The organism is Streptomyces sp. NPDC006602, assembly GCF_042870385.1.
In the GTDB taxonomy this organism is placed as follows: domain Bacteria; phylum Actinomycetota; class Actinomycetes; order Streptomycetales; family Streptomycetaceae; genus Streptomyces.
Genome location: NZ_JBIAHG010000005.1, coordinates 420472 through 445862 on the forward strand (window position 1 = coordinate 420472; position 25391 = coordinate 445862).

26 protein-coding genes and 1 tRNA gene are annotated in these 25391 nt (G+C 69.2%); 15 read left to right on the forward strand and 12 right to left on the reverse strand.

Annotated elements, in window-relative coordinates:
• The first annotated feature begins 148 nt into the window (after window positions 1–148).
• Window positions 149–221 (forward strand) — tRNA-Arg (locus ACFYO2_RS17035).
• 157 nt (window positions 222–378) lie between these two features.
• Here ACFYO2_RS17035 and ACFYO2_RS17040 read toward each other — a convergent pair.
• Together ACFYO2_RS17040 and ACFYO2_RS17045 are read right to left on the reverse strand one after the other, a co-directional pair.
• Window positions 379–1131 carry a hypothetical protein gene (locus tag ACFYO2_RS17040; RefSeq protein WP_388349302.1) on the reverse strand — a complete coding sequence of 251 codons (753 nt, stop codon included), beginning with the start codon at window positions 1129–1131 and terminating at the stop codon, window positions 379–381.
• A gap of 217 nt (window positions 1132–1348) precedes the next feature.
• Window positions 1349–3010, reverse strand: coding sequence for an IS200/IS605 family accessory protein TnpB-related protein (locus ACFYO2_RS17045; protein WP_388349620.1), 1662 nt, complete (start codon window positions 3008–3010; stop codon window positions 1349–1351).
• A 211-nt stretch (window positions 3011–3221) separates the two neighbouring features.
• Here ACFYO2_RS17045 and ACFYO2_RS17050 point away from each other — a divergent pair, with 211 nt between their 5' ends.
• Window positions 3222–3494: a DUF4345 family protein gene (locus ACFYO2_RS17050; RefSeq protein WP_388349622.1), complete on the forward strand. Its 273-nt coding sequence runs from the start codon at window positions 3222–3224 to the stop codon at window positions 3492–3494.
• Here ACFYO2_RS17050 and add read toward each other — a convergent pair.
• Window positions 3422–4549 (reverse strand): adenosine deaminase, encoded by a 1128-nt coding sequence (add, locus tag ACFYO2_RS17055; protein ID WP_388349304.1) that lies wholly within the window; start codon window positions 4547–4549, stop codon window positions 3422–3424. The two genes, ACFYO2_RS17050 and add, sit on opposite strands and share 73 nt — an antisense overlap.
• Before the next feature lie 83 nt (window positions 4550–4632).
• Here add and ACFYO2_RS17060 point away from each other — a divergent pair, with 83 nt between their 5' ends.
• The gene (locus ACFYO2_RS17060; protein ID WP_388349306.1) at window positions 4633–4881 is read left to right on the forward strand and encodes a hypothetical protein; all 249 of its coding nucleotides are present in this window, start codon (window positions 4633–4635) and stop codon (window positions 4879–4881) included.
• Window positions 4882–5677: 796 nt separating this feature from the next.
• Here the strand turns inward: ACFYO2_RS17060 and ACFYO2_RS17065 are convergent.
• Window positions 5678–6331: a DNA-binding response regulator gene (locus ACFYO2_RS17065; protein WP_388349308.1), complete on the reverse strand. Its 654-nt coding sequence runs from the start codon at window positions 6329–6331 to the stop codon at window positions 5678–5680.
• A gap of 74 nt (window positions 6332–6405) precedes the next feature.
• Between ACFYO2_RS17065 and ACFYO2_RS17070 the strand changes: the two genes are divergently transcribed.
• Window positions 6406–7263 (forward strand): aldo/keto reductase, encoded by an 858-nt coding sequence (locus ACFYO2_RS17070; RefSeq protein WP_388349310.1) that lies wholly within the window; start codon window positions 6406–6408, stop codon window positions 7261–7263.
• A gap of 579 nt (window positions 7264–7842) precedes the next feature.
• On the opposite strand, the gene ACFYO2_RS17075 is transcribed toward ACFYO2_RS17070, so the two are convergent.
• Window positions 7843–8880 (reverse strand): LacI family DNA-binding transcriptional regulator, encoded by a 1038-nt coding sequence (locus tag ACFYO2_RS17075; RefSeq protein WP_388349312.1) that lies wholly within the window; start codon window positions 8878–8880, stop codon window positions 7843–7845.
• A gap of 901 nt (window positions 8881–9781) precedes the next feature.
• Here ACFYO2_RS17075 and ACFYO2_RS17080 point away from each other — a divergent pair.
• Together ACFYO2_RS17080 and ACFYO2_RS17085 are read left to right on the forward strand one after the other, a co-directional pair.
• The gene (locus ACFYO2_RS17080; RefSeq protein ID WP_388349314.1) at window positions 9782–10678 is read left to right on the forward strand and encodes an aminoglycoside phosphotransferase family protein; all 897 of its coding nucleotides are present in this window, start codon (window positions 9782–9784) and stop codon (window positions 10676–10678) included.
• A 271-nt stretch (window positions 10679–10949) separates the two neighbouring features.
• Window positions 10950–11195 carry a hypothetical protein gene (locus ACFYO2_RS17085; protein WP_388349316.1) on the forward strand — a complete coding sequence of 82 codons (246 nt, stop codon included), beginning with the start codon at window positions 10950–10952 and terminating at the stop codon, window positions 11193–11195.
• Between the two features lie 27 nt (window positions 11196–11222).
• Here ACFYO2_RS17085 and ACFYO2_RS17090 read toward each other — a convergent pair whose 3' ends face one another.
• The 3 genes from ACFYO2_RS17090 to ACFYO2_RS17100 form a co-directional block, all read right to left on the reverse strand.
• Window positions 11223–11429 carry a hypothetical protein gene (locus tag ACFYO2_RS17090; RefSeq protein ID WP_388349318.1) on the reverse strand — a complete coding sequence of 69 codons (207 nt, stop codon included), beginning with the start codon at window positions 11427–11429 and terminating at the stop codon, window positions 11223–11225.
• A gap of 184 nt (window positions 11430–11613) precedes the next feature.
• Window positions 11614–11928, reverse strand: a complete 315-nt coding sequence (locus ACFYO2_RS17095; RefSeq protein ID WP_388349320.1) for a hypothetical protein — start codon at window positions 11926–11928, stop codon at window positions 11614–11616.
• Entirely contained in the window at window positions 11928–12242 is a 315-nt protein-coding gene (locus ACFYO2_RS17100; protein ID WP_388349322.1) for a hypothetical protein, read from the reverse strand. Before ACFYO2_RS17100 ends, ACFYO2_RS17095 begins: the two co-directional genes overlap by 1 nt.
• 154 nt (window positions 12243–12396) lie before the next feature.
• On the opposite strand from ACFYO2_RS17100, the gene ACFYO2_RS17105 reads away from it, so the two are divergent.
• Entirely contained in the window at window positions 12397–12645 is a 249-nt protein-coding gene (locus ACFYO2_RS17105) for a GntR family transcriptional regulator (protein WP_388349324.1), read from the forward strand.
• A gap of 32 nt (window positions 12646–12677) precedes the next feature.
• Here ACFYO2_RS17105 and ACFYO2_RS17110 read toward each other — a convergent pair whose 3' ends face one another.
• The 3 genes from ACFYO2_RS17110 to ACFYO2_RS17120 form a co-directional block, all read right to left on the reverse strand.
• Window positions 12678–13190, reverse strand: coding sequence for a GtrA family protein (locus tag ACFYO2_RS17110; protein ID WP_388349326.1), 513 nt, complete (start codon window positions 13188–13190; stop codon window positions 12678–12680).
• Window positions 13191–13376: 186 nt separating this feature from the next.
• Window positions 13377–13775 (reverse strand): hypothetical protein, encoded by a 399-nt coding sequence (locus tag ACFYO2_RS17115; RefSeq protein WP_388349327.1) that lies wholly within the window; start codon window positions 13773–13775, stop codon window positions 13377–13379.
• Window positions 13776–13800: 25 nt separating this feature from the next.
• A complete protein-coding gene (locus ACFYO2_RS17120; protein ID WP_388349329.1) occupies window positions 13801–14337 on the reverse strand; it encodes a MarR family winged helix-turn-helix transcriptional regulator in 537 nt (178 codons plus the stop codon).
• A 96-nt stretch (window positions 14338–14433) separates the two neighbouring features.
• Between ACFYO2_RS17120 and ACFYO2_RS17125 the strand changes: the two genes are divergently transcribed.
• The 8 genes from ACFYO2_RS17125 (at window position 14434) to ACFYO2_RS17160 (ending at window position 24804) form a co-directional block, all read left to right on the forward strand.
• Window positions 14434–14814 carry an HGxxPAAW family protein gene (locus ACFYO2_RS17125; RefSeq protein WP_388349331.1) on the forward strand — a complete coding sequence of 127 codons (381 nt, stop codon included), beginning with the start codon at window positions 14434–14436 and terminating at the stop codon, window positions 14812–14814.
• Between the two features lie 139 nt (window positions 14815–14953).
• On the forward strand, window positions 14954–15829 hold the full coding sequence (locus tag ACFYO2_RS17130; protein WP_388349333.1) for a DUF2797 domain-containing protein: 876 nt from the start codon (window positions 14954–14956) through the stop codon (window positions 15827–15829).
• Between the two features lie 261 nt (window positions 15830–16090).
• Entirely contained in the window at window positions 16091–16831 is a 741-nt protein-coding gene (locus ACFYO2_RS17135) for a response regulator transcription factor (RefSeq protein ID WP_388349334.1), read from the forward strand.
• Window positions 16828–18474, forward strand: a complete 1647-nt coding sequence (locus ACFYO2_RS17140) for an ATP-binding protein (protein WP_388349336.1) — start codon at window positions 16828–16830, stop codon at window positions 18472–18474. Before ACFYO2_RS17135 ends, ACFYO2_RS17140 begins: the two co-directional genes overlap by 4 nt.
• 14 nt (window positions 18475–18488) lie before the next feature.
• Window positions 18489–20051, forward strand: coding sequence for a glycosyltransferase (locus ACFYO2_RS17145; RefSeq protein WP_388349338.1), 1563 nt, complete (start codon window positions 18489–18491; stop codon window positions 20049–20051).
• Entirely contained in the window at window positions 20048–22231 is a 2184-nt protein-coding gene (locus ACFYO2_RS17150; protein WP_388349340.1) for an ArnT family glycosyltransferase, read from the forward strand. The genes ACFYO2_RS17145 and ACFYO2_RS17150 overlap by 4 nt, the downstream gene beginning before the upstream one ends.
• 96 nt (window positions 22232–22327) lie before the next feature.
• A complete protein-coding gene (locus tag ACFYO2_RS17155) occupies window positions 22328–23836 on the forward strand; it encodes an MFS transporter (RefSeq protein WP_388349342.1) in 1509 nt (502 codons plus the stop codon).
• 209 nt (window positions 23837–24045) lie between these two features.
• Window positions 24046–24804 (forward strand): TetR/AcrR family transcriptional regulator, encoded by a 759-nt coding sequence (locus ACFYO2_RS17160; protein ID WP_388349344.1) that lies wholly within the window; start codon window positions 24046–24048, stop codon window positions 24802–24804.
• A gap of 105 nt (window positions 24805–24909) precedes the next feature.
• Here the strand turns inward: ACFYO2_RS17160 and ACFYO2_RS17165 are convergent, their stop codons facing one another.
• Window positions 24910–25389, reverse strand: a complete 480-nt coding sequence (locus ACFYO2_RS17165) for a PPOX class F420-dependent oxidoreductase (protein ID WP_388349346.1) — start codon at window positions 25387–25389, stop codon at window positions 24910–24912.
• Window positions 25390–25391 lie beyond the last annotated feature (2 nt).

Below are 25391 nucleotides of genomic sequence, written 5' to 3' on the forward strand. Positions count from 1 at the left end.
GCGTCGTTCCCGACCCCGCCTGGAGGGTCGTTTCCGCAGCTCACAAGCGGTATGGCAAACGGATTTCACATGGCGGCGGCAGTCATGTAATGTTCTTCCTGTCGCCGCGAGCGGGCCGGAAGGGCCGGAGCGGCGGGAAACAAAACAAGCACTCGTAGCTTAACGGATAGAGCATCTGACTACGGATCAGAAGGTTGCAGGTTCGAATCCTGCCGAGTGCACAGCAGACCAGAGGCCCTAAGGATCACTCCTTAGGGCCTCTGGCTTTTGCGTTGACGGCAGTGTTTGACGGCAACCGCTTCGGACGGTGGGCCGGCTCCGATCAGACGGGTTGGAGGCCCCGTTCCAGCTTCACGGTCGAGGGGCTGTGTCGGGTTTTCACTTCCCGCGGGTGACGGTGAAGTAGTTGGACGCGGAGGAGCTCGAGCCACCAGAGCCAAGAGTGAGGACGGTGCCGTAGCGAGCCCGCGCGGATGCCACGCTCATCGGGGCCTCCGGCGCGGTCGAGCAGCGCTGATAGATTCCGGACCCAGCCGTGGGGCACAGGTCAGGCTCCTCGATCCGATTCGTAAGCGGCAGGTCCGGCCGATCCCAGTCGATCCGGAGCCCTGGGGCTTCGAGCGGTGGCGCGGCCATAAGGCTGCCGTCCGGGTACCGGCCGTGATTACGGTGGTAGTCGAGCGCGTAGGTCACAGTGCCTGCCGCATGAGGGATGTCCCGCCCCTCGTCATCGTGCGGACCCCAGGCTGCAAGGTCGGCCGCGCGGATTCGGTGCAGCACGTCGGTGAGATCTCCCCGGACGCCGAAGTAGGCGACAGCCTGCATGTCACATTCGAGGGTGTGCGGAGACCGGTTGTTCTCGAAGATCGAGCCGTTGTAGGGCCTGCCGCAGGAGTCGACGAAACGCGTGAGCACGTGCTGCAGACCCTCGACGGCAGTAAGGCGCTCGATCAAGGCGCGTAACTTCTGCTCCTCAAGTGACCTGCGGGACTCCGCCGCGGGGGATGTGGCTTGCTTCCGTAACTCCTTCTCCGACGGCTCGCCGGAGCATGCCGTTGTCAGCCCCACCAGGGCGAACGCCAGCAGCAGTCCGCCGGCCCGGGCCCACCGGGCCGCCGCGGTCCCCTTCATCTCCGCACCTCCGCCTCCACCTTCCGGTGAGGCGGGGGCCGGCACATGAGTACGTGTACTCAGATTCCGCTGGACGGGCCGACTCCATCGGCACACGGAGCGAAGACGGTAGCCACCAGGACCGTCGGCAACAGACGCAGTCACGAGGACGGTATTGCGGTGCTCACGGCGGCGCCTTGGCTGTGACGACGGTGCGCCTCGAGGCCCTTTACCGTTCCTACAGACTGAGCGGGAGTGAGTGCTGTTGCCAGACCTCTTGCTCAGCCGGGTGTCCCGAACGGTGTTGGGCACCCTGGTCGCCCGCTTTCGCTCCACTACCGGGCGGCGCGCATCTGGTGCGCGGTCCGGGAATGTGGGGGCGGGTTTCCTCACGCCTGCGGGTGTCCGGTCGGGCCTGGACGGTCCGATGCCCACCATGATCACTCTGGTCGGGGTGGGGCGGTGCCGTCCGTCGCCGGATCGGGTGTCCGAGGGCGCGTCGCCCGACCGCGATGCTCGCCGCATCGTGCCGGGAAATTTTGCGAGTCGGTGTGGTCAGGGGGTTCTGCCAGTGCTGGGCGCCCCAGCGGCTGGTGTAGGCGGGGTCGACCGCGACGACCGCGATGTTCTGTTCGGCGGCCATCGACACCAGCCGGGCCTTGAGTTTCGCGGTGGGGAAGCGGGAGATGAGGCGGCGGAAGCGTTTGTTGCGGCCGTGCTTCTCGCGGCCCTTCTCCGCCGCGAAGTCGAGGTCTTCGATGGCGATGGCGGCGGCGCCGCAGCGGCGGGTGTGGTGCAGCAGCCGGGCCAGGGCGTGGCGGATCTGCGCGTCCCGGTGCTCGGTGGTGCCGGTCAGGTCGTAGAAGAACCGTTGTGGTTCGCCGACCGGGTTGCCGTGCACGTCCAGGTGCCAGGCGGCGAGGTGGTCGTCGTTCATGTCCACCCCCACCACACCCCGGGCCAGGGCCGCCTCCAGCGGCAGGACGGGGGCGGCGGCGCGCTGCCAGGACGCGGTGACATACCAGCGGCCGCGCCCGGTGTCGTGGTGGATGCGGTAGGCCACCGCCCGGTTCGCGGTGACCCGGTCACGCCACTCCGCGCCCCGGTGCTGGAACCGTACGACCGCGTCGAGGAGGTAGCGGCCGTGCGGGGCGTTGGCCAGGTGGGCCAGCGGGGCCGGGAGTTTGACCGAGAGTCGGCCGGTGTCGGTGACGCGGATCGTCTCGTTGCCGAACCGCTTGCCCGACTCCCCGTCGGCGGCCAGGAACATCCGCTCCGCCCGCCACCGCTGACGCCACGCCTGCTCGTCCAGTCCGGCCGCCTCAAGGTGGTGACGGGTGTTCGCGAGGCGTCTGCCGCCGCGCACCACCCGCACCCGGCCCGCCGCCCGGTCCGCTTCCACCACCACCAGCCGGTCTTTGAGGGTGTGCAGGCGGCGGGACTTGGCATGCCACTCACCCCGCGTGGCATAGCCGCGCGCGAGCCCTGCCCGCTTGTCGGCCTTGGCGCCCAGCGGCCGGGCCAGCCGCGCCTCGATCGACGCGATCTGCCCGCGCAGCCAGGTGAGGTGGGCGGCCTGGCCGCGGCGGGCCAGCGCCCACTGGTCGTGGGTGGCCTTGGTGATACTGCCCGCCCACCGCGCCGACGACCTCCCCGTCAGCGCGCGCTTGCGCACCGCCCACCCCGCCGCATCATGCGCCAGCCCTTGCCGGGAGCGCTCCGCGAGATCCGCCGCGGCCAGCGAACCCAGGAACACCCCGACCTCGGCGAGCACCGCCGCGTCCGCCTCCGACACCCGCAGCCGGTCCCGGATCGCCACCCCGGCCGGGCCGGGCACCACGAACGACGCCGCCACCTCCCGCAGCCCGCTCACCCCCGTCCGGCCGAAGATCCCCGTCACCGAAGTCAACGAGCCGCCCCCGCAAAGGTCACCCATTCGACCCACGAACTCCCGTTCCCTGCCGAAACCGCAGGCCACAGCACACCCCCGCCGGCGGACCCTCCTGGCGCGCGGATGAACCACCGAATCCGGTACAGGCGCTCACTCACGCTCACCAGAAGTCACTTCTGCTCAGAACAGCTGCAGCAGTTCCCAACTCTTCGGTATCGAGCTGACTTCCCCGGAAGCACGTGGCGAGGTCCGCGCCGTCTACGGCGGGTTCGGTGTCGGTTTCGGAAGCCTGCTCGGCTGGGCGGCTCTCCATGCTTCAGGTGATCTGCAACGGGGGATCGTGCTGGCCGCCGCAGTGGCGCTTGGGGGGATGGCTCTGGGGCGGCTGGTGGCCCGTGCGGTGGAGCGCCCGTCGGCGTTCTATCCGGCGTGGTTCCATTTCTGCATCGAGGTGCTGGGAGCCGGGCTGCTGGTCGCATCTGTTCCCGGGTGACCTCGACGAGGGCTGAGTACGGGTGCGGCAGTCACGATGCGCCTTGGATTTGGGGAGTGGGCTGCTTGGTCAGGGGTGCCCAGCCAGTCGCCGATGAGCGTGACCGCGTCCTCCACTATTGCGCGCGGGGCGCCAGAGGATTCGACCGAGATGCGGGCTACATCGGCGAGTTGGGGGTCGGTGAGGGCCAGGGCCGTGCGGGCTGTTTCGTACTCCTGCAGCAGGCCGGCGCCGAACAGGAGGGGGTCGTCGGCGTTGAGAGTGCACCGCACGCCGGCTTGCAGCAGAAGCGGGAGGGGGTGGACAGACAGGGATTTCACCACGCCCAGGGCGATGTTGGACGTGGGGCAGACGTCCAGGACGACGCCTTCGGCAGCCAGGCGGGCGACGAGAGCCGGGTCCTCGACCGCTCGTACGCCGTGGGCGATCCGTCGCGCGCTCAGCACGTCGAGTGCGGCGCGCACGCTGGCCGGACCGGCGAGTTCACCAGCGTGTGGGGCGGAAATCAGCCCGGCAGCACGGGCGATGGCGAATGCCTCGGCGAACGGCTCAGCGGGAAAGTGGGCTTCGTCGCCGGCCAGACCGAAGGCGACCACCCCGTTGTCTGCCCGCCGGGCCGCGAGGCGGGCCGCCTCGACAGCCTCCGAAGGATCCGCGTTGCGCCGGGCGAACATGACGACGCCGAAGCCGATCCCCAGCCGGTCAGCGGTGCGGCGCCCCTCGTCGATCACCACGTCCAGCAGGTCGAGTGCGGCAGCCGGATCGTCCACGTAGGTCAGGGGGTTGAAGTGCGGCTCGATCCAGACCGCTCCGTCTGCGGCGGCGTCCTCGACCACCTCACGCACCAGCCGCAGCAGGTTCTCCCGCGGGCCTTCGCGCACCAGTCGCGCGGCGACGCGAAACAACGACGTGAAGTCCTCGAACGACGTGAAGCCGCCCAGCGTCGACTGGTGTCGGCCGTCCTCGCCCGCCAGTTCCGTGAGCGTGGCGGGGCGCATCGCGCCTTCGAGGTGGAGATGGAGATGGGCCTTCGGCAGACGAGCCAGGCTACGCATGGTGCATTACTCTATGGCCGCCCGCCGAACGGAAGGAAGAGCACAACCGCTCGCACGGCCGCATCTCAGGCATGCTGACATGCGTGAGTGCCTACAGCAGCGACCAGGACTTGGACGTCACGGACGTCACCGGGAGTGGTGCCGAGGTCGATGTGGCCACCAACCTGCTCGACGGCATGGTGCGGCTGTCGGTGTTGTGGACCGATGAGGTTCGCCTGCACCCGGATGACGCCGAGCGTGTCGCTCGGGCCTTGCTCCGGGCTGCCGAACACGGTCGCCGTATCGCCGAGGCCCGAAGCTCGGGGCCGGACAGCACCGCTGTCAGCGACTGAGTCGCAACTTCTCAGCAGGTGCGTGAGGGGGCAAACGCCCCCGCGCACCACCGCCGGTCCGTGCCCGGCCGGTGACTACGCGGGTGGGTGGAAGGGATTTGGGTCGGAGGCTGGTCTGGCGTCCTTCCAGGCCCACGGTGGCGGTACAGGAAGCCAGTCCGGTCCACGATGGTCCAGCCACCATCTCCCGATGGTGTGGAACTTCTCCTCGAACCTCTGGTCCCAGTTGAGGAACCCGGCGATGGGTGCGCGCAGGCGAGTACGGCGACCGCTTGCCTCATAGATGACAACCGTCCGGTTACCCAGCATGGCCTCGATCTAAATGCCTTGGACAGAGGCCCACGGGATGGTCCGCCGGCGGAAGTTGTGAACTACGGCCGCTGACCGTGTCAGGGTGACACCGAAGTACGGATAAGTGATCAGTCCCAGCAACGGCATGGCGATCCAGATTGCCGTCATGGCGAACAACCCGGGCGGATAGAACCCATCGAGCCGGAACATGACTTGGAAGGCTGTGCCCATCGCGGACATGGGTAGGAGAGGCAGCACTCGCTGCCAAAAAGTCAGCCGGTAGCGCATGCTCTCCGGCAACGGAGCCTCACTCGACGATCGCTCCATGCCATCCCACTCTTCTACGCGGCCACCACTGCAGGTGGGCACGCTGCAGCATGCAGTGCCGAGGGCGTGGTGTCCATCTCACCGAGGCAAAGGCAGCCCGGCGCCCGCACACCGGCATGAGGCGTCCGACGCGACGGCAGTGCCCGGCCAATGGCAGTGCCCGGCACAACGCCGTTCCTCAGCCGCTCAGGCCCAGCTCGCCCGCGCGCATCCCCGCCTGGAAGCGTGACCCCGCGTCGAGGGTGTCGAGTAGGTCGGCGACTCGGCGGCGGTAGGTGCGCAGGGACATGCCGAGTTCGCGGGCGGCTGTCTCGTCGGTGGCGCCGGAGCCCAGGGTGCGCAGGATCGTACGGCTCTCGGCGTTGAGGTGGGGCTGGTCGCCGCTCAGGAAGGCTTTGAGGTCGGTGGCGGTTTCCCAGGCGGCTTCGTACAAGGCGTGGACCGTGCCGACCAAGGTGGGGGCGGTGGTCAGGGTGTACTCGCGGCCGCCGGGGGCCTGCACGCCGGCGAGGATCGCGAAGCGGCGGTCGATGATGATCGTCTCGTGAGGGAGGGCAGTGGCGGCGATCCGTACGTGGGCGCCGTGGTCGACGAGCTCGCTCAGGTGGCCGCGGCTGTCCTCGTCGGCCAGCGCGGCCGGGCTGAGTAGCTTGCGGATCTGGTGCGTGCCGCTGGTGGGCATCCGATTGCGGGCGGCCTGCCGGGCGCCGGGGTTGGGCCAGGTGTTGAGGTCGCGGGCGGCGCAGATGAACTCCTCGCGGATCGAGGAGAAGACGTGCTCGGTGCGGGCGAGGAGCTCCAGGTCGCCGCGGATCGTCACGATCTCTGCCACGCCTCCATTCTGCCCGATGGCAGCAAGTTGCCACGGGTTCGCGGCCCGAACGCCCTGTCACCCAGGCTTTGTTCATGAGCAATGACTTCCGCCTTGGCGGCGACCTTCCGATCAACCGCATCGGCTTCGGGGCCATGCGCCTGCCCACGAACACCTTCCATGGTCCGGCCCGCGATCCCGAGACCGGTCGCGCCGTCCTGCGCCGTGCCGTCGAGCTCGGCATCAATCACATCGACACCGCGGCCTTCTACGCCAGCGGCGACGGCAGCGTTCGTGCCAACGCCCTGATTCGCGAGGCCCTGCATCCCTATCCGGACGACCTGGTCATCGCCACCAAGGTCGGCCCGGTACGCACCCCCGACGGCGGCTTGGCCGCGACCACCGATCCCACGGCTCTGCGCGCGTTGGTCGAGGAGAACCTCGACACCCTCGGTGTGGACCGCCTCGATCTGGTCTATCTGCGCATCGGGGGCATCGAGCCGCCGCCGCAGGGCGAATCCGTCGCCGAACGCTTCGAGGCGCTGGCCGCGATGCGTGACGAGGGACTGATCCGGCACCTGGGGCTGAGCAACGTCGACTCCGGCCATCTCGCCGAGGCCCGGGCGATCGCGCCTGTCTCGGCCGTTCAGAACCACTTCCACGCCGACAAGCGCGATGACACGGAGGTCCTGGCCACCTGTGAGGAGGCCGACATCGCCTACGTGCCGTTCTTCCCGCTGGGCGGCGGTCTGAGCGACCTCACCGGTGACCGCATCGCCAAGGTCGCGGAACGGCATGACGCCACGGTCCCCCAGATCGCCCTGGCCTGGCTGCTTGAGTCATCCCCCGTCACCCTCGCCATCCCCGGCACCGGCTCCCTCGCCCACCTGGAGGAGAACACCTCCGCCGGGTCAATCGTCCTTACCCGAGAGGACCTCGCCGACCTCAGCTGACAGCACTTCGGCCGACGTGACCATCCCGGCCAACGGGTCTGTTGCACGAATGGCCCGCCCGACGCGCCCGGCCGGTCTGACCTGCTTGGCGTCGTCGTGCGCGCCCGCGCAGATCGCGCCGCGCCGAGGCGATTGAGAGGCACTTCATGGCCGTCGTAATGAACGTTGTGTGGCCCGAGATCACGCCCGAGTTGTACATGGCGGTTGTCCCGTCTCACCCAATCGAGTCGTTTTCTCAACGAACCGAGTCGTTCGGGCCTCTGTCTCAGCGAACCTAGTCGCGCGACTGAGGGCGCTGCGGGTGCTGGATGGCTGTACCGGCTGGGATCGATCAGGCGGGGCCGTGCGTCGAGTTGTCGTACGTGGACGCGGTGCACGGGCGTCGTCGCTGTCCGTTGCGGGACTGTGGCTGTCAGGGCCCTCCTCTAGAGTCGCCCGCGTGACTGAGTCCACCGGCCCGGAGTGGTACCCGGCGCAGCCTCACGCGACGGCCCACCCTCGACGTCAGGGGACATTACGGGCGAACCACCGAGCCACTCAGCGGCCGAACCCCGCTGACGGATCGAGGTCAAAGGTGGGTCACGTCGTGCCGCGGACCTTCAAGCTTGGTGTCAGGACGATAGGGGGTGGCAGTTCGCCTGCGAGGAGTTGGTCGACTTGGTGGATGGCCAGTTCGCCCAGCCGTCGCTTGTCGAGGTGGAGGGTGGTCAGTGGCGGGTCGACCAGATCGACGACGCTCAGCCCGTCGTAGCCGACCAGTGCGCAGTCGTCCGGGACTTGGACGCCGAGGCGGCGAGCGGCCCGGAGCGCGCCGATCGCAACCAGGTCGTTGAAGGCGACCACGGCGGTGAGGTCTGGGCGCGCGGCGTACAGCGCCTCGAACGCGGCGGCGCCCCCGGCCGGGGACTGCTCACCCATGACAACCCAGCCCTCGTCGACAGGCAGCGCATGGTCGCCGACGACTTCGAGGAAGGTGCGGCGCCGGACCATTGGGGCGCTCACGCACTCGCAGTCGATCATGCCGATCCGGCGGTGACCCCGGTCGATAAGGTGCTGCATCCCAGCCCGGATTCCGGCCGCGGTGTCGATGTCGACCAACGCGTGGTTCGACGAGTCCAGCCCGCGATCGACTAGAACCAGCGGCACGGTGCCCACGTACGGCTCGAGCTGCGCATCGGGATGGCTGATGTAGCCGACAAGAGCGTCAACCTGTTGGCCGAGTGTGCGGACCAAGGCCAGCTCCCGGGACCGATCGTTCTCGGTGCTGGCCACGAGCACCTGCCAGTCGCGTGCGTCCGCGGCCGCAATCACTCCTGCCACGAACTCCGGGAAGAAGGGGTTGACCACGTCGGGGACGATGAGCCCGACGGATACGACGTCCGGACGGACCAGCCCTCGGCCGAACCGGCTGGGCCGGTACCGCAACTGCCTTGCGACATCGAGCACGCGTTGCTGAGTCCCCGGGTCGATCTCCCCCTTGCCGTTGATCGCCCGGGAGACGGTCTGATGGGACACGCCTGCCGCCTGAGCAACGTCGCGGAGCGTGACGCGCTTGGCGGTTCTCACACCCCGCGCCCGCTGGTCTTCCGTTTCCCGCTGTCCGGCCACGCTGCCCACTCACTTCTGTTCCTGTGCCGCCCTGTGTCCAAGTCAATCAGGTTCACCGGCCTGCCGCGCCATCACCAGCCCGGCACTGGCACGAGAGCAAGGCAGCGCCAGAACGCTACCGGCCGATCGTGAGCCGTCTGGCGGCGGCCGTTGACGGAATCTGCTCTCCTGAGCAAGAATCCCGTTAGCGGTCACGTTAGCGGTCACGTTAACGGTCACGGAGCAAGCGAAGGAGAGCGCAGTGGCTTCTTTGAGGGGCCCTCTACCGCACGAGCCCCACCCGATGTTCCGTGGCGTGTTCCACAGCTGGCACGCAAAGGCCGGCGTCTTTTCGGCGCTGCCAGACGCACCTGTGGAGCCGGATGATCCGCAGCCTTGGTGGCGCCAACTGAGAGTTCGGCGGCAGAAGCCGAGCAGCGGTGGATCTTCGCTCAGTCGGTCCACGGCGCGTCCCCGGGGCTGTCCTGCTCCCAGTGGGGATGGTCGAAGCTGACAAGAAGTATTCCGTGGTTCGAGGTTCAGATCCTCCGGCGAGGCGCGGATCGAGGGTGAGTCCACGGCAGCGAGGCGACGAACGTGCCGATTGCCAGAACATTGCTGCGAACACCGGTCGCAATGACGCCTGGGAATGGCGAATCAACGCACAACAGCTGCCGCAGTGGCCACCGGATAAGGCTCACGGAGATGAGTGAAGCGCCCCCGCCCCGACCGACGCCTGATCCGGGGCAAGGCGTCGACCTCGTCGTGATCAAGGAACTGCTCGGCCACCCACATCCGCGTGGCCGCCGGCGTCTACGCCCACGTCCGACTCCGCCTCCGACGCCAAGCCATCGACACCCTCAACGGCGTCTCAGTTGATCTGGTCTGCTTTCGGCGTTTCGAGTTGGACTAGTGGAAGAGCGTGCGAGAGATGACCATGCACGATGACCAAGTGGACGTGACCACCGAAACCGTTGCGACTTTGATCCAGGAACAGTTCCCTCAGTGGAGCGGCAAGGCGATCCGACTCCTGCCGTCGACCGGGACGGTCAACGCAATCTTCCGCATCGGGAACGACCTCTCGGCGCGTTTCCCACTGCGTCTGGCCGATGCCGCCGAGGCGCTGGCGTTTCTGGAACAGGAAGCCCAGGCGAGCGCGGAGTTGGCGCAGGTGTCTCGGTTCCCCGCCCCGGAACCCGTCGCCTTGGGAAAGCCTGGAGCGGGTTACCCCATGCCGTGGTCGGTCCAGACATGGCTGCCGGGAACGGTCGCCTCGGATGCCGACCCGAGTGGGTCGGACGCTTTTGCCGAGGACCTTGCGGCCTTCATCGCAGCCCTCCGGGAGGCCGAGACGAGGGGGCGGCTCTTCAGCGGCGAGGGTCGTGGCGGCGTTCTCGCCCACCACGACGATTGGATGGCGAAGTGCTTCGAGGAGAGTAAGGGGCTGCTCGACGTGCCCCGGCTGCGCCAGGTGTGGAGCCACCTTCGGGAGTTGCCACGCACAGGTGCCGACGTGATGAGCCATCGTGACTTGATCCCCGGCAATGTACTGGTCGCGGGAGACCGGCTCAGCGGCGTGCTCGACACCGGCGGCTTCGGCCCGGCGGACCCCGCGCTGGATCTGGTCAGTGCCTGGCACCTTTTGCAGCCAGGTCCGCGGGAAGTGCTCCGGCGGACACTGGACTGTGACGATCTGGAGTGGGAGCGCGGCAAGGCATGGGCGTTCGAACAGGCGATGGGTGTTGTCTGGTACTACGTCGAGAGTAATCCGACGATGAGCAGAATGGGGCGCCGGACACTCGACCGCATTCTGGAGTCGATGGAGTGATGGCGCCCCGGTTATGGGCCGTGATAGCGACGATCGCTTGCCGCTCCTACCGACAGCAGCACCAACGGGAACAGATCATCTGAGACGACGAGCGAATCGAGCCAGATCATTTGAGACAGGGATCAGATCGGCTGAGACGGAACACACTTCTGCGTGAACAACCTCAAGGCCGCCTGTCTGTCTCAACGAACCGAGTCCACGCGTCTCACCCAAACCAGTCCACGCATGTCAGCGTTATGCAGACGACTGACTTCGATGAGACAGGACAGCGGTGCGCGAGAAAGCGCGTTGGGAAGAGGACTCGCCGGACGGGTGCGTGCTGCACGTGGCGTGGTTCGCCGAAGACGGTTTCCATGCGATCGACATCTGGGAGTCGGAGGAGCACTTCGGCCGGTTCATCGCCGCCAGGGTCGAACCCGTACTCAAGGGCGAGCTGGGAGTGGAGAGCGACCCCCAGGCGGAGTTCTCCCCGCTCCACAGGCGATTTGTGGCCCCGGGCGTCAGCGGCGCTGCCTGACGTCCGCGGTCGGCTTCAGTAACGGGTTCACGACGTCGTCGCGGCCAGGCGCTGGAATGCCTGGGTGGTGTGGGGGTGGGCGAGTTCGTCCAGCAGGTGCCGCCACTCGGGGTCGGCGACGGGGGAGTGTGTCACGTCCCAGGCGGTGAGGAGCGGAGCGAGGTCGCTCTCGTACGGGGTCTCGGTCGGGGTGTCCATGGTGGTGCTCGGCTGGGAGGAGAGCAGCGACTTCATGGGAGTTCCTTCCGGATGAGGGATGAAGGCTTGGACCTCTGGGATCCGTTGGGTTCAACGATGCCGTCGGCCGCCGTCCGGAACCATGGAGTGACCTACCGAGCCGAGGGGGCAGCTAGCTACACCCCGGGGGTGTGCTCTTCCCCCGGGGGCGGCAACTGGTTGGCGCTGTTGTGGTGCCCGTTCAGTTCAGACGGCTCAGGCGTCTTCCCCGGCTCTCCGCGATGCGGAGGCTGTCTCGGAGGGCCTCGGTCAGGCGTTCTGCCAGGTAGCGGACCTCGCCGGGCGGCGTGTTCGGGAGCAAGTCACGGGCGTGGGCCAGGAGTTCGGTGCCCATGCCGAGTTGGATCGATTCCGTGACGTCGGCGAGGCGGGAGACCGGGCCGGCGTCGTCGTCGGTGACCAGGTAGCAGGGTTTGCCTTCCGCGCCGGTCCAGGGGAGGAGACGGGGTTCGCACGACGGCTGCGGGTGCGGCTGCGGGTGCGGCTGCTGTTCCATCAGGCGACCTCCAGTCCGTGGATCCAGTACGGGCCCGGCATGTCCTGGCCGAGGGAGGCGAGGACAAGCTCGCGTCGGCGTAGACGTTGTTCGTGGGCGGTGAGGTACGGGCGTACGGAGCGGGTCGCGGTGGCGTCGAGGGGGGTGTCGAGGCCGTACGGGCTGCGGCGAGCAGGGAGGGGTGCGGGGGCGGCGTCCGGTCGTACGGGCATGACGAGCGTGAGGTGACGGGGTGATGTGGTGCGGCGATGTGAGCCGCGTGGCTTCAGTAGCAGGGCCACCCAGGTGGCGAGGCGGTGGATAAGGTCGGTCATGTCGTCAGCTCCATGTAGCTGGTGGCCGTGCCCCGGGGCGGCTCCACCCGTCGCCGGGGCCTCTTCTCCCGCCACCCTACTATGGTCTACTGCGGTATAAGCGGTGAACTGCGGATCGCGCCGGGTGTCACCGTATGCGCATGGTGGAGCGGTGATGGAATTTGCTCCCGACATCCCTCGCTGGCGCCAGGTGGCCGAGGTGATCCGCCGCCGAATCGAGGACGGCACGTATCCCCCGCGCACGCGTATCCCGTCCGTCGTCGAGATCACGGCGGAGTTCGGCATCGCTGCGGTCACTGCGCAGAAGGTGCACAAGGGCCTGCGGCAGGAAGGTCTCATCTACACCGAGCCCGGCCTCGGTTCCTTCGTCACCGAGCGGCAGGAGTCGTCGACCGCCGAGTAGGGGAGTTGCTCGCCCTGCACCCCAGTGACCTGTCATCCGGCAAACGCCTCGGCCCGCACCACCGAAGGCTTCCAGTTGCTCGTCGTCCGCTTCGGCGCCGTCGCCCGGCTCGGCCGGGTGCGGCCGTTCGCGAAGACGACCAGGCGCAGGAGCAGGAAGCGGCCGATGCCGGCGAGGCCGGATGCGGAGAGGTAGACCGCCTGCTCCCAGAGCATGCTCGGTGACGACTGCACCGCGTGCAGCAGGAACATCGCGGCACAGGTCACGAGGTACGCGGCGGTCGCCGAGCCCGCGGACTGCCAGTGCCGGCGCCAACCGGGGCGCCGGCCCGTGCCGAAGGTGAAGAGGGCGTGCAGCTCGGTGCAGAGGAGGGTGGAGGCGACGGTGATCACCGCGTTGGCCACCGCCCACGGCATCGTGAGGGCGACCAGCGGTACGGCGAAGCTGGAGAGGACTCCGATGCCGCCGCCGCACACCACGAAGCGGGCGAAGGAGGAGAGAGGGCCCGGCGCCGACTGCGGCCTCGACGGGAGCAGCGACTCCATGACGGTTCCTTCCGGGCGGCGGGCTCGAACTCTTCGACCTGGTCGCTCACTTGGATCGACCGGGGTCAACGATGCCGTCGCGGGCCGCCGGGAACGATGGTGTGCTCTACCGAACCGGAGGTAGGGCTGGCTCCACCATGACGGGGTGGCCGTCCGGGGGTCGGGGGCAGAGTCGGGGTCCGGTCGTCAGGCCAGAAGCCGTACGAAGCCGCCGTGCGCCGTGCCGGAGCCCAACAGGTGGGGCCAGTCGAGCACTTCGGGTAGCTGCTCGAGGGACAGGACGACCGCGCCGCCCGCCTGTTCGGCGTCGGCGCACCAGGCGGACATGGCCTCGGGGCCGTCGCCGCTCACCGCGCCCCCGTCCAGGACCGGCGCGGCTATGGCGGGGATGATCAGTCCGTGCTGCCCCGGCCCGTCGACGACACACATGGTGAGCTTCGGGACGACGCCCCAGCCGTCGCACAGGGCTATCGCACCGTCCGGCGCGGTCAGGGGTGGCAGGACGTCGTGGACGGGGGCGTCGGCCAGCAGCAGTACGGGAGTTGTCCCTCGTACGAACAGGGTGTTCTCGGGATTCAGCAGCACCGGCGCATTTTCGCAGGCGGGGCTCCTAGGGGCGGCGACGCCCCCGGTCGCCCTGGCCATTGCTCTCGCCCTCGTCCGTGTCGCCCGCGTCCTGCACCCGCAACTCCTCGATATAGCCGTGCGCGAGGGTCGTCGTGCGGGTGAACCAGTCGGTGAGTACGGCGATTTCGTCGGCGGAGTAGTCGGCGAAGAGGGCGTTGAGGCGGGCGTAGTAGGGCTCGTAGAGGGCGTGGACGCGGGCGACCGCGGTGGGGACGGCGGCCACGCGGACGCGGCGGCGGTCGGCCGGATCGGGGACGCGGGTGACGAATCCCGCGCGGACCAGGCGGTTGACGATGCCGGTCACCGCGCCCGTGGTGACGTGGGCGTGCTCTGCGAGGTCGCCGGCGGTGAGCAGATCCTCGCCCGCCTTGAGGACGCAGGCGAAACAGAGGAGGTCGGTGACGGTCAGGCCCAGGCGCTGGGCCATCTCCTGCTGGCCGAGCAGGTGGGCGGCGACGAGGGAGTCCATCGCCGACAGCGCCTGAGCCGGGGTGGCGGCGGGGCGCGGCTTGGCTTGCATCCGGGTACTTCCTGATTCCCTTAGTGTGTGAGAGGTTTATGCATTAAAATTCTTAGGTCGTGAGATACCTGGTTCTTGGTTCTGAGAGGCGGGCACGTGAGCGCACATCAGTATGACGAGGGGCACACAGTCGCAGGGTGGACCGGCGTCGGCATCGCGACCATCGGGACCGCGGTCCTGGCGGTGGGCGTGTGCCTGGTGTCGACCCCGCTCCTGGTCGGGGGACTCGCGATCGTGGTGGTGAGCCTCCTCGTCACTTGGGCCCTGCACCTCACCGGCTGGGGCAAGCCTCCCGGGCGTCGGCCCAGGGAGGAGTGGGGGATGCGGCTGCGGGACCTGTCGGCGGGCGACGGGCACCCCGGGTGTGTCGGGTGCCGGATGGCGGGGCGGCGGGGAGTACGGCGTACGGCCATGACGGATCTGCCGGTTCCCGTGGTCGGGGAGCCCGAGCCCGCCGTCGCGAACCCGGGCGGCTGACCCTGCCGTCACCGTCACGGTCACCGCCGTCACGGTCACCGCCGTCACCATCACCGCCGTCACCGTCACCGTCACCGTCGCCGCCGGCTGAGCCGCAGCCGACCGTGATTGTCAGTGCCGCCCCCTACTCTCGACAGAGATGGCACAGGCATGGAAGTGCTCGGGACTGCGCTGGTCGGCGGAGGGTCCCGTGCTGGTGTGGGACGGGGGTCGGCGCAGTGCGCTGACCTGGGGGAAGCGGGTGGCCTTCGGGGTCGCGGAAGGGGGCGTGCGGACGTGTGTGGGTGCGCGGGGGCATGCGTGTCCGGTGCGGGCGGCCGTGCCGGGGCGGAGCACGGGGGCGCGGTGCGAGGAGTGTGCGCGGCTGGACCGGGCGCACTCCGTGGCCGCCGACACCATCGCGGACGACCCGAGGCCGTACCGCGTCTATCTGGCCTGGTTCGGTCCCGGCCTGCTCAAGGTCGGCATCACCGCCGAAGAACGGGGCTCGGCCCGGCTGCTTGAGCAGGGTGCCGTCTGCTTCACCTGGCTGGGCACCGGGCCGTTGATGGCGGCGCGGCGCACGGAGGAGTTGCTGCGTGCCGCGCTCGGGGTGCCGGATCGGATTCCGTACGCCGTGAAGCGGGCGGTGCGGGCCGCGTTGCCGGAGACGGAGGCCGAACGGACGGCAGAGGTCTTGGAGTTGCATGCGCGGGCCGTGCGGCTCGGTGGCTGGCCGGAGTCGCTGGAGCGGGCGCCCTGTCAACCCGTGGATCACGTCGGGGTGTTCGGACTCGCCGGGTTGCCGGCCGCGATCGGCGAGGTGAGCGAGCTCGTGGCGGGCGGTGCGGTGAGCGGTCGGCTGGTGGCGGCCGCGGGACCCGACCTGCATCTGCTGCCCGAGGGCGGGGCCGCGGTCGTCCTCGACACGCGGTTGATGACGGGGTGGGAGCTGATTCCCGCTGGTAGCGAGCAGGTCACCGTGCCGGTGCGGCAGTTCAAGGCGCCGCCGGGCGTGCAGTCCGGGCTGTTCTGACGGCAGGACGCCTGAGAACCGGTCGTCTGGGAACCGGTCGTCTGGGAACCTGGCACCTGAGAACCGGGAGTCTGAGAACCGGGAGTCTGAGAACCGGGAGTCTGAGAACCCGGCGCCTGGGAACCGGTTCGTCTGAAGCCGGGCCGTGCCGGTGGGCTTCCCGGGTTCCCAGGTGTTCCCTGAGAGCCTCCTGTGCGTTTCTCAGGAAAATCACAGGTTCTCGAAAGCATGCTCTCAGAGGCCCCCGACATCGTGTCCAGCATGACCACGACCTCGCCCCAGGGGCGCACCGAACTGCTGAGGCCGGACGGGAGCCCCGTCCGAGTGCTTGTGGTGGACGACGAGCTGTCGATCACCGAACTGCTGTCCATGGCCCTTCGCTATGAGGGATGGCAGATCCGGAGTGCCGGTGACGGCACGGGTGCGATCCAGGCCGCCCGCGACTTCCGGCCCGACGCCGTCGTGCTGGACATGATGCTTCCCGACATGGACGGGCTGACCGTTCTGGGGCGGCTGCGGCGCGACCTGCCCGACGTGCCGGTGCTCTTCCTGACCGCGAAGGACGCGGTCGAGGACCGGATCGCCGGGCTCACCGCCGGTGGTGACGACTACGTCACCAAGCCGTTCAGCCTCGAAGAGGTCGTGGCTCGGCTGCGCGGACTCATCCGACGGTCCGGCGCGGCCGACCGGCGGTCCGACTCCGTGCTGGTCGTCGGTGACCTCACCCTCGACGAGGACAGCCACGAGGTGTCGCGGGCCGGGGAGGGCATCCATCTCACCGCGACCGAGTTCGAACTGCTCCGCTTTTTGATGCGCAACCCGCGCCGGGTGCTCAGCAAGGCGCAGATCCTCGACCGGGTGTGGTCGTACGACTTCGGCGGGCAGGCCAATGTCGTCGAGCTGTACATCTCCTACCTGCGACGGAAGATCGACGCCGGTCGGGAACCGATGATCCACACCCGGCGTGGGGCCGGCTACCTGATCAAGCCCGCCGCGTCATGAGCGGGCGACGACGGACGCGTACGCAGAGGAAGCAGAAGACGAGGCTGGGACGACAGCCGCGCACGCTGCGGACGCGGCTCGTCGTCTCCGCGGTGGCGTTGATCGCGGTGGTGTGCGCCGTCATCGGGACGGTGACGACGATCGCGATGCAGTCGCGCCTGTACCAGCAGTTGGACGGCTCGCTCAGCGAGGTGGTGGGACGTGCGGCGGGCGCCGGTCCTCAGTCTCTCCCCGGCGCACAGCAGCCCAAGCCCGATGACGACCTGGACAAGAAGGTGCCCAAGGTTCCCGAGCTCTCGGAGTTCGTCGTCAAAGGCCCTCAGCAGATGATCGGCACGGCCGCGGCGAAGGTCGTGAGCGGTGAGATCACCGAGGGCTGGGTCAGCAAGCCGTCCAAGGACGACAACGGGGTCACGGACGCCACGCCGTACAAGCTGAGCGAGACGCAGAAGGCCGAGCTGAACGCCGTCTCCAAGGACGGCAAAGCCCACACCGTGACCCTCACGGGGCTGGGCGAGTACCGCGTGGAGTACCGCCAGGGAGACAACGGCGCGTACTACGTGGCGCTGCCGACCACCGACGTCACCGACACCATCAACACCCTCATCCTCGTCGAGGTCAGCGTCACCGCCGCCGGCCTGGTAGCCGCCGGCATCGCCGGCTACGTCCTCGTCGGCGTGGCCACCCGCCCCCTCCGCAAGGTCGCCGCCACCGCCACCAGGGTCTCCGAACTCCCGCTGCACACCGGCGAGGTGAACCTCAGCGAGCGCGTCCCCGAGTCGGAGACGGACCCGCACACCGAGGTCGGGCAGGTCGGCGCCGCGCTCAACCGGATGCTGAACCACGTCCACGGGGCCCTGCACGCGCGGCAGCAGAGCGAGATGCGGGTACGGCAGTTCGTGGCGGACGCCAGCCATGAACTCAGGACACCCCTGGCCTCCATCCGGGGGTACGCCGAGCTCACCAGACGCGGTAGGGAAGAGGTCGGGCCGGACACCCGGCACGCCCTGGGGCGGATCGAGTCCGAGGCCGGTCGGATGACCTTCCTCGTCGAGGACCTGCTGCTGCTCGCGCGCCTCGACGCCGGGCGGCCGCTCCAGTTCGAGCAGACGGACCTCGTACCGCTCGTCGTGGACACCATCAGCGACGCCCGCGCGGCCGGGATGGACCACAACTGGCGCCTCGACCTGCCCGACGAACCGGCCCTCGTGTCGGCGGACGCAGCACGGTTGCAGCAGGTGCTCGTCAACCTGCTCGGCAACGCCCGTAACCACACCCCACCGGGCACGACCGTCACCGCACGGGTGCAACGGCGCGGCCCCTGGATGTGCGTGGACGTCGAGGACAACGGCCCGGGCATCCCGCCCGAGCTGCTGCCGCGGGTCTTCGAACGGTTCGCGCGCGGCGACTCCTCGCGCTCCCGTGCCTCCGGTTCCACCGGACTGGGCCTTGCGATCGTGCAGGCCGTCGCGGCCGCGCACGACGGCGCGGTGACCGTCGACAGCGTTCCCGGGCGCACAGTGTTCACCGTGCACCTGCCCGCGCTGGGCCCGGTGCCGCCCCGTCCGTCCCCCGAAACGAATTGGCAATCGCACTCACAGGCACAGCACAGCGCCGCCATATGGGTGCAACAGCGTGCCTGACCAGAGTCGTTGTCATGCGAACCGACTCTTCTCCCGGCACGCTGCCGGCGCGGGAGCACCTCCCGGCCGGAGATGCCGGTACGCCTGTCCTGGACGTAGTGATCCCCGTCTACAACGAGGAGAAGGACCTCCAGCCGTGTGTGCTGAGACTGCACGATCACCTCAAGCGCACGTTCCCGTACGCGTTCCGCATCACGATCGCGGACAACGCGTCGACGGACACCACCCCCCAGGTGTCCGCGCGGCTGGAGGCGGAGATCCCTCAGGTGCGGGCCTTCCGGCTCGAGCAGAAGGGCCGCGGCCGGGCGCTGCGGACCGTCTGGTCCTCCTCGGACGCCCCGATCCTCGCCTACATGGACGTGGACCTGTCCACCGACCTCAACGCGCTGCTGCCGCTGGTGGCACCGCTGATCTCCGGCCACTCGGACCTCGCGATCGGCTCCCGGCTGGCGCGTAGTTCGCGGGTGGTGCGCGGCGCCAAGCGGGAGTTCATCAGCCGCTCCTACAACCTCATCCTGCGCGGCTCCCTCCAGGCCCGCTTCTCGGACGCGCAGTGCGGCTTCAAGGCCATCCGCCGGGATGTCGCCCAGGTGCTGCTGCCCCTGGTGGAGGACAGCGGCTGGTTCTTCGACACCGAGATGCTGGTGATCGCCGAGCGGGCCGGACTGCGGATCCACGAGGTTCCCGTCGACTGGGTCGACGACCCCGACTCGACGGTCCACATCGTGAAGACGGCGACCGAGGACCTCAAGGGGGTGTGGCGCGTGGGCAAGGCCCTGGCCACCGGCTCACTGCCGCTGGACCGGATCACCCGGCCGTTCGGCGACGACCCGCGCGACCGCGACATCCAGGACGTGCCGAAGGGCCTGGCCCGCCAGCTCGTCGGCTTCTGCTTCGTCGGCGGTCTGTCCACCCTCTTCTACCTGCTGCTCTACAGCGTCTTCCGGCAGTTCGGCGGCTCTCAGACCGCCAACGCGCTCGCGCTGCTGGTCTCGGCGGTCGCCAACACGGCGGCCAACCGCCGGCTGACCTTCGGGGTGCGCGGCAGCGGCGGCGCCGTCCGGCACCAGGCGCAGGGCCTGGTCGTCTTCGGTATCGGCCTGGCCCTGACCAGTGGCTCCCTCGCGGCCCTGAACGCGGCCTCCGCCGACCCCGCGCACTCCACCGAACTCGCGGTCCTCATCGCCGCCAACCTGGCCGCGACGGTCCTGCGCTTCCTGCTCTTCAGGGCGTGGGTGTTCCCGGACAAGCGTGAGTCGACGGTCGTGGCCTCGCACACACCGTCCTCGCCCACCTGCTTCGCGGCACCCGGGGCCGACCGGTCGCACCCCCACCCGCACCCGCCGCTGCCGCAGCGCCCGACGGCTCAGGCGCCGACTCAGGCGCAGGCACCCCAGTACGCCACGGCGCCCCGATCTCCGTACGACACCACCCAGTTCGAAAACCGGTCCGACACCAACCGGTTCGACACCACCCAGTTCCGCGCCGGTGAAGCCGCGGACCGCACCAGGGGGGACGCGACCATGCATCTGCAGCCGGTGCGCCCGACCGACACCGACCCGAGGGACTTCCGATGACCACCCACACCGACCACCCGACCCCACAGGGTCCCTCAGCCTGGCGGCCGCCGACAGCCGGTACCGATACGGCCGTCCAGGAGCCGGTTGCTCCCCCGGCTCCCCCGGCTCCCGAGTCCGGCGAGCCCAAGCAGCCCTTCGTACGGAGACTGTGGCGCGGGCGCCCCGAGGACCCCCGCTGGGCGCGCCCCGCCTTCCTCGGCCTGCTGTTCGCCACCGCCGCGCTCTACCTCTACAACCTGAGCGCCTCCGGATACTCCAACTCCTTCTACTCGGCGGCCGTCCAGGCGGGCAGCAAGTCCTGGAAGGCGATGTTCTTCGGCTCGCTGGACGCGAGCAACGCCATCACCGTCGACAAGCCCTCCGCCTTCCTGTGGCCGATGGAGATCGCGGCCAGGATCTTCGGCCTGAACTCGTGGACGATCCTCACCCCCGAGGTCCTCATGGGCGTCGGCACCGTCGCGGTCGTCTACGCGTCCGTGCGCCGCCGGTTCAGCCCCGGGGCCGGTCTGATCGCGGGCGCGGTGCTCGCGCTCACTCCCGTCGCGGCGCTGATGTTCCGGTTCAACAACCCCGACGCGATGCTGGCGCTGCTGATGGCGTTGTCCTGCTACTTCGTGGTCCGGGGCCTGGAGGACGGCCGTACGAAGTGGCTGGTGTGGGCCGGTGTCGCGATCGGCTTCGCGTTCCTCGCCAAGACCCTGCAGGCTTTCCTGATCCTGCCGTCGTTGGCGATCGTGTACGCGGTCTGCGCGCCGGTGAACCTGAGGAAGCGATTCGGACAACTGGCCCTGGCCACGGGCGCGATGGTCGTGGCCGGCGGCTGGTGGGTGGCGATCGTCGAGCTGTGGCCGGCGTCGTCCCGCCCGTACATCGGCGGCTCGCAGAACAACAGCTTCCTGGAGCTGACCTTCGGCTACAACGGCCTCGGTCGCATCAACGGCGAGGAGACGGGCAGCGTCGGCGGCGGCGGTGGCGCGGGCGGCACCGGACAGTGGGGCGAGACCGGCTGGGACCGGATGTTCAACTCCGAGATCGGCGCCCAGATCTCCTGGCTGCTGCCCGCCGCGCTGATCCTGCTGGTCGCCGGTCTGGTGGCCACCCGCAAGCTCAAGCGGACGTCCGTGACCCGCGGTTCGTTCCTGGTGTGGGGCGGCTCACTGCTGATCACCATGCTGGTCTTCAGCTACATGGCGGGCATCTTCCACCAGTACTACACGATCGCCCTCGCCCCCTACGTCGCGGCCGTCATAGGCATGGGCTCGGCGACGCTGTGGGAGAAGCGGAGCGAGATGTGGGCGTCCCTCACGCTCGCGGCCGCGGTCGTGGCCGGCTCCGCCTGGGGTTACGTCCTGCTCAACCGCACCCCGGACTACCTGCCCTGGCTGAAGTGGCTGGTGCTGATCGGGGGCCTGGTCGCCGCGCTCGGCCTGATCTTCGTGGCCAGGCTCGGCCGGCAGCTCGCGCTCGCCGCGGCTGGCCTGGGCATCGTGGCCTCGCTGGCCGGCCCGGCGGCGTACACCCTGAGTACGGTCAACTCCGCGCACACGGGCTCCATTCCAACGGCCGGCCCGGCGGGCGCGAGCATGATGGGCGGCCGGGGCGGCGGTCCCGGGGGCGGCGGCTTCCCGGGTGGCGGTCAGAACCAGCAGAACGGCAACGGGAACACGCAGGGCGGCACGCCCGGCGGCGGCACCGGTACCTTCCCCGGCGGGGGCATGCCCGGTCAGAACCAGCAGGGCACCGGCGTCCCCGGCGGCGGCCAGACCGGTGACGGTGGCCGCATGGGCGGTGGCGGAGGCGGAGGCGTGGGCGGTCTGCTCAACGGCGCCACCGTCACCGACGAGGCCAAGAAGCTGTTGGAGACCGACGCCGACCAGTACCCCTGGGCCGCGGCGGCCATCGGCGCCCAGAACGCCGCGAGCTACCAACTCGCCACCGGTGACCCGGTGATGGCGATCGGCGGCTTCAACGGCACCGACCCGTCACCGACGCTGGCCCAGTTCAAGCAGTACGTGGCGGACGGCAAGATCCACTACTTCATCTCGTCGGGCACCGCCGGCGGCATGGGCGGCAGCAGCGACGGCACGTCCTCGCAGATCACCGCCTGGATCGAGGCCAACTTCAAGAAGGTGACGGTCGGTTCGGCCACCTTCTACGACCTCACGCAGAAGGCGTAAGGGGCCGGATCGACGGGGAAGGGCGGTGGCCGCGGCCACCGCCCTTCCCCGTATCTCCGTTGTACACCGTATGGGAGCTGTTCTACGGTGTACAGCATGACGACGTCCCCCCAGGAACAAGCCTCTGCGAAGACCCAACAGACAGGCGGCCATCCCCAACGCTGGCTGATCCTCGGTGTCATCTGCCTCGCACAGCTCACCGTGCTGCTCGACAACACCGTCCTGAACGTCGCGATCCCGAGCCTCACCCAGGAGTTGGGTGCGGCCACCTCGGACATCCAGTGGATGATCAACGCGTACTCGCTGGTGCAGTCCGGCCTGCTGCTCACCGCGGGCAGCGCCGCCGACCGCTACGGCCGCAAGAAGATGCTGGTCGCGGGGCTGGCCCTGTTCGGTGTGGGCTCGTTGGTGGCCGGCCTCGCGGACTCCACCGCCCAGTTGATCGCGGCCCGGGCCGGCATGGGCATCGGCGGCGCGCTGCTGATGACCACCACTCTCGCCGTGGCGATGCAGATCTTCGCGCCCGAGGAGCAGCCGAAGGCGATCGGCATCTGGGCCGCGGTGAACTCGCTGGGCTTCGCGACCGGACCGCTCATCGGCGGCTTCATACTCAACCACTTCTGGTGGGGAGCGATCTTCCTGATCAACCTGCCGGTCGCGGCGCTGGGCCTGGTGGCGGTCGTGGCCCTCGTCCCCGAGTCCAAGAACCCCCAGGGCGACCGGCCCGACCTGCTCGGCGCCGTGCTGTCCACGATAGGCATGGCCTCCTTGGTGTTCGCGATCATCTCCGGGCCGGAGCACGGCTGGACCTCGGGCCGGGTGATGGCTCCGGCGGCCGTCGCGGTCGTGGTGCTGGCCGCCTTCGGGTACTGGGAGAGCCGGATCCCCTACCCCATGCTCGACATGCACTTCTTCAGAAACCGCCGATTCACTGGAGCGGTCGCCGGCGCGGTACTGATCACCTTCGGGATGGGTGGATCGCTCTTCCTGCTCACCCAGCACATGCAGTTCGTGCTCGGTTACGGCCCCCTGGAGGCGGGGCTGCGGACGGCACCGCTCGCCCTGGTGATCGTGGCCCTGAACTTCACCGGCCTGTCGGCGAAGTGGTCGGCCAGGCTCGGAACTCCCGTCTCCATCGGGCTGGGCATGACGGTGATGGCGGCAGGCCTCGTCTCGATCGCCACGATTTCCTCCGGCGGTTACACCGGCACACTGCTGGGGCTGCTGCTCATCGGCGCCGGGGCGGCGATCGCCAGCCCGGCGATGGCGCACGCGATCATGAGCTCGATCCCGCCGGAGAAGGCCGGGGTCGGCGCGGGGATCAACGGCACGGTGGCGGAGTTCGGGCAGGGTCTGGGTGTCGCGGTGCTCGGGGCGGTGCTGAACGCCCGCTTCGCGGCGCTGATTTCGGTGGCGGCGGTGTCCCTGCCGGGGGCGTTGGCCGAAGCGGGGTCGGCTGAGGAGAGGGCGCGCATCACGGATGCGTTCGCCTCCGGGCTGGAGAGCAGTCAGTTGGTGGGGGCGGTGGCTGTGTTGCTCGGTGGGTTGGTCGCGGCGGCGTTGTTGCGTCGGGCTGAGCGGGCAGACTCCGAGATGGTCGCCTAGGACCTGTCCGGCCGATCAGGACGCAGGAAACCGTCTGCGGCCTGATCGGCCGGACAGGTCCTAGGAGCTCGGGTGGCTGGGTAGGCGGGCGGCTGCGGGTCCGATGTGGCTGGTCGCGCCCACGCGGCGGAGCCGCACATGTCACAGCCCCGCGCCCCTGGAGGGACGCTTAAGCTGGCCGGCGATGAGAAAGTCTAGGAAGGTGCGCCATGGTGAAGTCGGCCCGGTCGGCGGCGCGGACCAGCGTCTGGCTGGAGGGCAAGGCGCGCCGCGGCGGGCGTGGCGGCGGGCAGCCCTCAGGGCTTGACCGCGACCGCATCACCGAGGTCTCCGTCCGGCTCCTGGACGCCGAAGGGCTGGCCAAGTTCTCCATGCGCCGGCTGGCCGCCGAGCTCAACGTCACCGCGATGTCCGTCTACTGGTACGTCGACACCAAGGACGACCTGCTCGAACTCGCCCTGGACGCGGTCATGGGGGAGATGGAGCTGCCCGATCCGGCGGCCGACGAGGACTGGCGCGGCCAGCTGCGCACGCTGGCCCAGGGATACCGGGCCATGCTGGTCCGCCACCCCTGGCTGTCGCCGCTGGCCGGACGCTTCCTCAACATCGGCCCGCACAACCTGGCCTTCGCCCGGGTCGTCCAGCAGGTCATACGCAAGACCGGCCTGCCCGTACACCGGCTGACCGGGGCCATTTCGGCCGTCTTCCAGTTCGTCTACGGCTACGGCACGATCGAGGGCCACTTCTACAGCCGCGTGACCGACACCGGCATGACCCCGGACGAGTACTTCCAGACCGCCGTGAACGAGTTCACGAAGTTCCCGGGCGCCGCCGACGTCGTCCAGGAGTCCACGGAGATCATGCAGGCCCGCGGCGGCGACACGGTCCAGGAGATGATGGAACGGGACTTCCAGTTCGCCCTGGACCTGCTGGTGGCAGGGATCGAGGCGATGGTGACGAGGGGGTGAGCAGACCCACCCAGGGGCGCGGGGCTGTGACATGTGCGGCTCCGCCGCGTGGGCGCGACCAGCCACAACGGACCCGCAGCCGCCCGCGACGACAGGGCCACCGAGCTATCGGGCGCCGTCGCCGGAGGCAAGCCGCGCCGGGAAGCCGCCGGTGGCAACCGGCCCCCACCGCTCCGGCGTGACCCGGATGATCGACTTCCCCTGCTTCACCATGGCCGCCCGGTACTCGTCCCAGTCCGGATGCTCACCGGCGATGTTCCGGTAGTACTCCACGAGCGGCTCGATGGAGTCGGGCGTGTCGAGAACCTCGGCCGTGCCGTCGATCTGGACCCACGGCCCGTCCCAGTCGTCGCTGAGCACGATGAGGCTGACCCGCGGATCCCGCTTGGCGTTGCGGGTCTTGGCGCGCTCGGGGTAGGTCGAGACGACGATCCGCCCCGAGTCGTCGACCCCGCAGGTCAGCGGCGATCCCTGAGGGGTGCCGTCGGACCGGCGGGTGAGCAGGATGGCGTGGTGCCGGGGTCGTACGAAGTCCAGCAACTCGTCCAGTGAAACGGCGGTGTTCGTCGCGATGTTCGGTGCCATGG

What these genes read in the sequence shown, in the direction of transcription:
- ACFYO2_RS17040 (WP_388349302.1), bottom strand. Translation starts at nt 1,131, where the DNA reads ATGAAGGGGACCGCGGCGGCCCGGTGGGCCCGGGCCGGCGGACTGCTG.
- add (WP_388349304.1), bottom strand. Translation starts at nt 4,549, where the DNA reads ATGCGTAGCCTGGCTCGTCTGCCGAAGGCCCATCTCCATCTCCACCTC.
- ACFYO2_RS17070 (WP_388349310.1), top strand. Translation starts at nt 6,406, where the DNA reads ATGAGCAATGACTTCCGCCTTGGCGGCGACCTTCCGATCAACCGCATC.
- ACFYO2_RS17080 (WP_388349314.1), top strand. Translation starts at nt 9,782, where the DNA reads ATGACCATGCACGATGACCAAGTGGACGTGACCACCGAAACCGTTGCG.
- ACFYO2_RS17090 (WP_388349318.1), bottom strand. Translation starts at nt 11,429, where the DNA reads ATGAAGTCGCTGCTCTCCTCCCAGCCGAGCACCACCATGGACACCCCG.
- ACFYO2_RS17095 (WP_388349320.1), bottom strand. Translation starts at nt 11,928, where the DNA reads ATGGAACAGCAGCCGCACCCGCAGCCGCACCCGCAGCCGTCGTGCGAA.
- ACFYO2_RS17100 (WP_388349322.1), bottom strand. Translation starts at nt 12,242, where the DNA reads ATGACCGACCTTATCCACCGCCTCGCCACCTGGGTGGCCCTGCTACTG.
- ACFYO2_RS17105 (WP_388349324.1), top strand. Translation starts at nt 12,397, where the DNA reads ATGGAATTTGCTCCCGACATCCCTCGCTGGCGCCAGGTGGCCGAGGTG.
- ACFYO2_RS17110 (WP_388349326.1), bottom strand. Translation starts at nt 13,190, where the DNA reads ATGGAGTCGCTGCTCCCGTCGAGGCCGCAGTCGGCGCCGGGCCCTCTC.
- ACFYO2_RS17120 (WP_388349329.1), bottom strand. Translation starts at nt 14,337, where the DNA reads ATGCAAGCCAAGCCGCGCCCCGCCGCCACCCCGGCTCAGGCGCTGTCG.
- ACFYO2_RS17130 (WP_388349333.1), top strand. Translation starts at nt 14,954, where the DNA reads ATGGCACAGGCATGGAAGTGCTCGGGACTGCGCTGGTCGGCGGAGGGT.
- ACFYO2_RS17135 (WP_388349334.1), top strand. Translation starts at nt 16,091, where the DNA reads ATGACCACGACCTCGCCCCAGGGGCGCACCGAACTGCTGAGGCCGGAC.
- ACFYO2_RS17140 (WP_388349336.1), top strand. Translation starts at nt 16,828, where the DNA reads ATGAGCGGGCGACGACGGACGCGTACGCAGAGGAAGCAGAAGACGAGG.
- ACFYO2_RS17145 (WP_388349338.1), top strand. Translation starts at nt 18,489, where the DNA reads ATGCGAACCGACTCTTCTCCCGGCACGCTGCCGGCGCGGGAGCACCTC.
- ACFYO2_RS17150 (WP_388349340.1), top strand. Translation starts at nt 20,048, where the DNA reads ATGACCACCCACACCGACCACCCGACCCCACAGGGTCCCTCAGCCTGG.
- ACFYO2_RS17155 (WP_388349342.1), top strand. Translation starts at nt 22,328, where the DNA reads ATGACGACGTCCCCCCAGGAACAAGCCTCTGCGAAGACCCAACAGACA.
- ACFYO2_RS17160 (WP_388349344.1), top strand. Translation starts at nt 24,046, where the DNA reads ATGGTGAAGTCGGCCCGGTCGGCGGCGCGGACCAGCGTCTGGCTGGAG.
- ACFYO2_RS17165 (WP_388349346.1), bottom strand. Translation starts at nt 25,389, where the DNA reads ATGGCACCGAACATCGCGACGAACACCGCCGTTTCACTGGACGAGTTG.